This is a genomic window from uncultured Sphingomonas sp., from assembly GCF_946477935.1.
In the GTDB taxonomy this organism is placed as follows: Bacteria; Pseudomonadota; Alphaproteobacteria; order Sphingomonadales; family Sphingomonadaceae; genus Sphingomonas.
The window spans coordinates 1-6,617 of sequence record NZ_CAMLAC010000202.1; the positions used below are offsets into that span (position 1 = coordinate 1).

A 6,617-nucleotide genomic window follows, 5' to 3' on the forward strand; every position below is an offset into this window, starting at 1 on the left:
ACCCGGAGCAGGCGCCCGCGCCTCCTCCTCCTCGGGGACGCCGCCCTTCAGCGTCTTGCGAAACGCGACGAGATCGTGCTGCAATACCTCGCCAATGCCCTTGATCGGCAGGTCACCGAGCAGGAACGGGCCGTAGCGCGTGCGGATCAGGCGGCTGACCTGAAGTCCCAGATGTTCGAGAACGCGGCGGACCTCGCGGTTCTTGCCCTCGGTCAGCGTCATCTCGATCCAGACATTCGCCCCGGTGCGCCGTTCCAGATTGGCGTCGATCGAGCCATAGCGGATGCCATCGATCTCAATGCCTTCGCTCAACTCTTCAAGCTGCGCTTGCGTGATGTCGCCATAGGCGCGTGCGCGGTAGGTGCGCTCGACCCCGGTGGCGGGCAGTTCGAGCTGGCGCTTGAAGCTGCCATCGGTGGTGAGCAGCAGCAGCCCCTCGGTATTCAGGTCGAGACGGCCGACGGGTACAAGGCGCGGAAGATCGCGGGGAAGCGCGTCATAGATGGTCGGTCGGCCGGCGGGATCACGCTCCGTGACCAGCAGGCCGGTCGGTTTGTGGAACAGGAACAAACGCGTGGCGGTGGGGGCATCGACGGGGTTGCCGTCCACCGTGACGCCCGAAAGATTGCGCAGGAGGGTGGCGGGCGTGTCGATCACGGTGCCGTGCAACGCGACGCGCCCTTCCGCGATCATGCGCTCCACCTCCCGGCGGGAGGCGACGCCGGCGCGGGCCAGCAGCTTGGCGATACGATGTTCAGTGGCACTCATGCGGCGGCTGATACAGAAGTCGGCGGCCGCATGGAAAATATTTGCGTCGTTTCCTCCCGCACAGGCGTTAGAAACAGGAACGAAACGAGAAGCGAGACGTCGGGCAGATCATGGTGTTCGGGCGGAAAAAGCGAAGAATCGTGCGGCTTCTCGTGGTGGAGGACGAGCCCCTGGTGGCGTTCGACACCGAGCATCTGCTGTCGGACGCCGCATATGAAATCGTGAGAACAGTCGACACCGTCGCCGGCGCGGTGGACGTGCTGCAGGCTGGCGAGGTCATCGACCTGGTTCTGGCGGACGTGCGGCTGGCCGACGGGTCCGGACTGGACGTGGCGCGCGCCGCCCATGAGCGGGGTGTACCCGTGCTGTTCGTGACGGGCAGTTTCCCGGAGGAAGCGACCGCCTTTGCCGTCGGCTATCTGGCCAAACCCTATGCGCAGCGCGACCTGCTCAATGCGATTGCGGCGATCGACTCGTCGCTCGGTGGTGAGCGACCGGGCCGCCTGCCGCCGGGTTTCCAGTTGTTCGCGGTCGCGGTGCCGGCCCCCACCAACACGTCGCTTTGAATCCGCGTAAATCCCGCTAGGGTCCGCACCGATCAGCGGCGGAGTGTGTGGACGAATGGAAAGCAGGACCTGGTGGGATGGCGTGCGCCCCTATGTGGAGCGGCAGCCGATCGCGGCGTTCCTGCTGGGTATATCCTCGGGCTTTCCCTATGCGATGATCGGCGCGACGCTGACCACGCGGCTGGCGCAGGACGGTATCGACAAGAAGACGGTCACGGCGTTCAGCCTGGCGTTCCTGGTCTATAATCTGAAGTTCCTGTGGGCGTGGATCGTGGACGGCGTGCGCCTGCCCATCCTTGGCCGACTGGGACAGCGCGTCTCCTGGCTGATCGTCGCGGGGGTGCTGGTGATCGCCGCGGTGGTCAATCTGGCGCTGGTCGATCCCCGGGCCGATATCCAGGCGACCGCGATGGCCGCGATCTTCGTCGGCATTGCTGGCGCGACGTTCGATATCGTCATCGACGCCTATCGGATCGAGATACTGGAGCCCCGGCAATTGGGCGTCGGATCTGGGATGAGCCAATATGGCTGGCGGATCGGCTCCGCCGGGGCCGGCGCGCTGGCGCTGGTGGTGGCGGAGCGTGCCGGGTGGTCGTCGGCCTATCTGGCCTGCGCCGCCTTTGCCCTGCCGGCGATGGTGACCGGGCTGTGGCTGCGCGAACCCGAACGATACCGCGCGACCGTGGAGCGCCGCGATCTGGGGGAAGCGGTGCGTGCCGTATGGGGGCCGTTCGTGCAGTTCTTCGCGCGACCGGGCGCCATCGTCGTGCTGCTGTTCATCCTGGTGCACAAGGTCGGCGACACGCTGGCCAATCTGACGCTCAGGCTGTTGTTCGACGATCTGGGCTTCACCGGAGACGAGATCGCGTTCTACGACGTGTTTGTCGGCTTCTGGGCCTATTTGATCGGCATCTTCATCGGTGGCATTCTGTATGCGCGGCTGGGCCTGAAGCGGTCCGTCCTGCTGGCGCTAATTCTGATGGCGATCTCGAACCTGAGCTTTGCGGCACTGGCCGCGGCTGGTCATTCCAACCTCGGCATGGCATCGGCGATCGGGTTCGAGAACATCGCGAGCGGTTATGGCGGGGTCGTCGTGATCGCCTATTTCTCGGCGCTGTGCGATCTGCGCTTCACCGCGGCACAATTCGCGCTGATCTCGGCGGCGGCGAGCGTGGTCGGGCGGGTGGCGACGGGTACGACCGCCGGCGCGCTGGTCGAGCGGTTCGGCTATGTCGACTTCTACCTGCTGACCACCGTGCTGGCGCTGCCGGGGGTGGTGCTGTTCTGGTGGATGAGCCGGTCGGGGCTGGTGGACCGGTCGATCGGCAGCGCGGGCACCGCTGGCGAAGGCGATGCCCGTGAGGGCGCGCCAGTCACATGACGATCGGGCGGCCGTCGTCGGCAAAGGCGGCGGCGAGGGCGGCCGCACTGGCGAGGACGGCATCGACCCGCCGGAGGCCGAGCAGGTCGCTCATCAGGTAATGGGCCTTTTCCGGCTCGACCTCGACACGCGCGAGGACGGTCAGGAGGGCGGATTCGGCCGGGGTCATCCGGGCACAGCAGCAGGGCGCGATGGCGATCTGGCCGGTAGCACTGCCAGCGAGATCGGCCATCAGCGCGCGGGTAAGGACAAGCGGGCGACGGAAGCCCTGTCCGAAGGCGGTGAACAGCGTGTGTGCGGCGCGTGCATCGGCAAGGCCATGCGCGCCCATCCGCCGCATGGCGAACAGCGCGATGCGCGCGTTTGGGCAGGCCGGCAAGGCGTGCGGCAGGACGGTGGCGACGGTGGCAGTGGCTTCGGTCATGGCACGACTCCGTGGTGTGGAAGACACCGTCGCGCGTGCGTTATTGCAAGTCAATAGCAACTGATCGTCAGTCGGGCAGTTGGTCGTTCGCCTCGAGCACCTCACCGGCCAGATACAGCGAACCGGCGATGAGGGTGGTTACCGGGGTGCCGAAATGGACTGCGATCCGGTCGAGCGCGATACCCGGATCGGGCGCCGCCTCTGCGCTCAGCCCCAGCATCTGCGCCTGTGCGACAAGATCGGTTGGCGCGTGGTGGGCGTGATCGGGTACAGGGACGGCGACGACATGCTGTACCTCCGCGCCAAGCGTGGCAAGGACGGGGCCTGCGTCCTTGTTCGCGAGCATGCCGATGACGAGCGCGGTCGGGTGGCCTTCGCGGCGCTGGTGCAGTGCGCGGGCCACGGGCAGGGCGGCTGAGGGGTTGTGTGCGCCGTCGAGCCAGCAGGCGGAGCCGAGCGGCAGGCGCGCGGTCAGGGGGCCGTGGGCGAGCCGCTGCATGCGCGCGGGCCAGTGTGCCCAGTCGGCGGCGGCGCGCATCGCGGCTTCGGGGATGTTGAGGGCGCCCTGATGGCGTAGCATGGCGAGCGCGAGGGCGTAGTTGCGGGATTGGTGGGGGCCGGCGAGGCGCGGTCGGTTGGCGACGAGCGAGAAGCCGGGTTCGATGTAGCGCACGGTGGTGCGTGCGGACTGGCTGGTCCAGCCGCGGCGGCGGGCGAAGACGGGCGCGCCGACGGAGGCGGCGACATCGGCGACGATGCGGCGGATGGGGGCGGGATAATCCATGGTGACGAGGGGGACGTTCGCCTTGGCGATGCCCGCTTTCTCCGCAGCGATCTGCTCGATACTGTCGCCCAGGAACGTTTGGTGATCGAGGCCGAGCGCGGCGATGCCGCAGACGGCGGGCGCGGGCACGACGTTGGTGGCGTCGAGCCGGCCGCCCAGCCCGACCTCGACGATGGTGGCGGCGGCCGGCGTACGCGCGAAGGCCAGGAACGCCGCGGCCGTCGTCACCTCGAAGAAGCTGGCGCCGATGCCGTCGGCATGATCGAGAACCTCGGCAAGCAAGGGCGCGAGCGCCTCGTCCTCGATCAAGCGGCCGGCGAGGCGGATGCGTTCGTTGAAGCGGACGAGATGCGGGCTGGCATAGACATGGACGCTATACCCCGCCGCCTCGATCGCCGAGCGCAGGAAGGCACAGGTCGAGCCCTTGCCGTTGGTGCCCGCGACATGGAAGACGGGCGGCATGTGATGGTGCGGATCACCCAGCCGCGCCAGCAGCCGGGTGATCCGGTCCAGCCCCAATATGTCCGCGCCGGGCGACAGCGACCAGAGACGGTCGAGCTGTTCCTGCACGGCGGGATCGGTGGAGCGGGCATGGTCGGGCATGGGGCCCTCTGGGTCAGGCGGCCTTGGCGGCGGGCGCGAGATAGCCGATCACGGTCGCAAGCTGCTGGCGCAGGTCGCGGCGGTGGACGACCATGTCGATCAGGCCGTGATCGAGATAATATTCCGACGTCTGGAAATCGTCGGGCAGCTTTTCGCGGATCGTGTTCTCGATCACGCGGCGGCCGGTAAAGGCCAATGTCGCCTTGGGTTCGGCGATCTGCACGTCGCCCAGCATCGCATAGGCCGCCATGACGCCGCCCGAGGTGGGATCGGTCAGCACGACGATATAGGGTAGGCCGGCATCGTGCAGCATCTGGATGGCCACCGTGGTGCGCGGCATCTGCATCAGGCTGAGAATGCCCTCCTGCATGCGCGCGCCGCCCGAGGCGGTGAAGATGACATAGGGGCACTGGTCGGCGATCGCCGCCTCCACGCCGCGAACGAACGCCTCGCCGACCGCCAGGCCCATCGATCCGCCCATGAAGGCGAAATCCTGCACGCCGACGACAGCCTTGTGCCCGTCGATGGTGCCGCGCGCGTTGACCAGCGCGTCGGCTTCCTGCGCGCCGGTGCGGGCGGTCTTCAGACGATCGGTATAACGCTTGGTATCGCGGAACTTGAGCGGATCCTCGGGCACCTTGGGGGCGGGAAGCTCGCTGCAGCTTCCATCATCGAAGATGTGCTGGAAGCGCGCCTTGGGACCGATGCGTTCGTGATGATCGCATTTCGGGCAGACGCTGAGATTATCCTCAAGCTCCTTGGTGAAGATCATCTGCCCGCATCCCTTGCACTTGTGCCAGAGATTATCGGGCGTCTCCCGCTTGGCGACGAAGGGGATGACGTTGCGGACGCTGTTGAGCCAGCTCATGCGGAAACCTTTCGAGCGGACGCGAGCGCGTCGGCCAGAGACGTGATATAGGCGGTGACGGGCGCGGGCGCATCGGCGCCATGCCGAGCCACCAGATCGACGATGGCGGAGCCGACGACGACACCGTCCGCGACGCGTGCCACCGCCGCCGCCTGATCGGGCGTGCGGATGCCGAAGCCCACCGCGACGGGCAGGTCGGTCTGGTTCTTCAGGCGCGAAACGGCATCCTCGATCGAGGCTTGCGCCGCCTGCTGAAGTCCGGTGATCCCGGCGACCGAGACATAGTAGAGGAACCCCCCGGCTCCCTCCAGCACGGCGGGCAGGCGCTGCGCATCCGTTGTCGGCGTAGCGAGGCGGATCGGAGCGACGCCGTGTGCGCGCAGCGAGGCGCCAAGTGCCTCATCCTCCTCGGCAGGGATGTCGACGCAGATCACCCCATCGACACCCGCAGCGACGCAGGCCTGGCCGAACCAGTCGGACCCGCGGCGCAGCATCGGATTGGCGTAGCCCATCAGGACGAGGGGCACATGGGGATGACGCGCGCGAAACTCGGTCGCGATCGACAGGATATGCACGGTACGCGTGCCGGCGGCGAGACTGCGGATATTGGCCGCCTGGATCGCCGGGCCGTCCGCCATCGGATCGGTGAACGGCATGCCGAGTTCGATGATGTCGGCACCGCCTGCGACCAGCGCGTCGAGGATCGCGGGCGTGGCGGCAGGCGTGGGGTCGCCGGCGGTGACGAAGGCGACGAGCGCAGCGCGGTTCCCGGCGGCAGCCTTGGCGAAGGCGTCGGCCAGCCGGGTCATATCGCCACCCCCAGCGCATCGGCGACGGTGAAGATATCCTTGTCGCCGCGCCCGCACAGATTGGCGAGGATCACCTTGTCGCGCGGCATGGTCCGCGCCGCCTTGGCAACGGCGGCGATGGCGTGGGAGGGCTCCAGCGCGGGGATGATGCCTTCAGTCCGGCAGAGAAGCTGAAACGCGTCCAGCGCCTCCTTGTCGGTGATCGCGGTATAGTCGACGCGGCCGATATCCTTCAGCCAGGCATGTTCCGGACCGATGCCGGGATAGTCGAGCCCGGCCGAGATCGAATGCGCCTCGGCGATCTGGCCGTCCTCGTCCTGCAGCAGATAGGTCTTGTTGCCGTGAAGGACGCCCGGGAAGCCGCCGGCCAGGCTGGCGGCGTGCTTGGCTTCCAGCCCTTCGCCCGCCGCCTCG

The 6,617-nt window shown here is 67.6% G+C and carries 7 protein-coding genes and 1 pseudogene; 2 read left to right on the forward strand and 6 right to left on the reverse strand.

Annotation, left to right across the window (positions count from 1 at the left end):
- The coding region (locus Q0U08_RS16175) for a pseudouridine synthase (RefSeq protein ID WP_298092596.1) at positions 1–768 on the reverse strand (768 nt) is incomplete at its 3' end.
- A gap of 110 nt (positions 769–878) precedes the next feature.
- Between Q0U08_RS16175 and Q0U08_RS16180 the strand changes: the two genes are divergently transcribed.
- The gene (locus Q0U08_RS16180; RefSeq protein ID WP_298092598.1) at positions 879–1,334 is read left to right on the forward strand and encodes a response regulator; all 456 of its coding nucleotides are present in this window, start codon (positions 879–881) and stop codon (positions 1,332–1,334) included.
- Between the two features lie 55 nt (positions 1,335–1,389).
- Positions 1,390–2,715 carry an MFS transporter gene (locus Q0U08_RS16185; RefSeq protein WP_298092600.1) on the forward strand — a complete coding sequence of 442 codons (1,326 nt, stop codon included), beginning with the start codon at positions 1,390–1,392 and terminating at the stop codon, positions 2,713–2,715.
- On the opposite strand, the gene Q0U08_RS16190 is transcribed toward Q0U08_RS16185, so the two are convergent.
- From Q0U08_RS16190 to Q0U08_RS16210, 5 genes and pseudogenes are all read right to left on the reverse strand, one after another.
- Positions 2,708–3,139, reverse strand: a complete 432-nt coding sequence (locus Q0U08_RS16190; RefSeq protein WP_298092602.1) for a DUF6628 family protein — start codon at positions 3,137–3,139, stop codon at positions 2,708–2,710. The two genes, Q0U08_RS16185 and Q0U08_RS16190, sit on opposite strands and share 8 nt — an antisense overlap.
- Before the next feature lie 67 nt (positions 3,140–3,206).
- Positions 3,207–4,526: a folylpolyglutamate synthase/dihydrofolate synthase family protein gene (locus Q0U08_RS16195; RefSeq protein ID WP_298092604.1), complete on the reverse strand. Its 1,320-nt coding sequence runs from the start codon at positions 4,524–4,526 to the stop codon at positions 3,207–3,209.
- A gap of 13 nt (positions 4,527–4,539) precedes the next feature.
- A complete protein-coding gene (accD, locus tag Q0U08_RS16200; protein ID WP_298092606.1) occupies positions 4,540–5,394 on the reverse strand; it encodes an acetyl-CoA carboxylase, carboxyltransferase subunit beta in 855 nt (284 codons plus the stop codon).
- Positions 5,391–6,203: a tryptophan synthase subunit alpha gene (gene trpA / locus Q0U08_RS16205; RefSeq protein ID WP_298092607.1), complete on the reverse strand. Its 813-nt coding sequence runs from the start codon at positions 6,201–6,203 to the stop codon at positions 5,391–5,393. The genes accD and trpA overlap by 4 nt, the downstream gene beginning before the upstream one ends.
- Positions 6,200–6,617 (reverse strand): annotated as a pseudogene (locus tag Q0U08_RS16210) (tryptophan synthase subunit beta); the annotation flags it as partial. The pseudogene Q0U08_RS16210 and the gene trpA, both read right to left, overlap by 4 nt.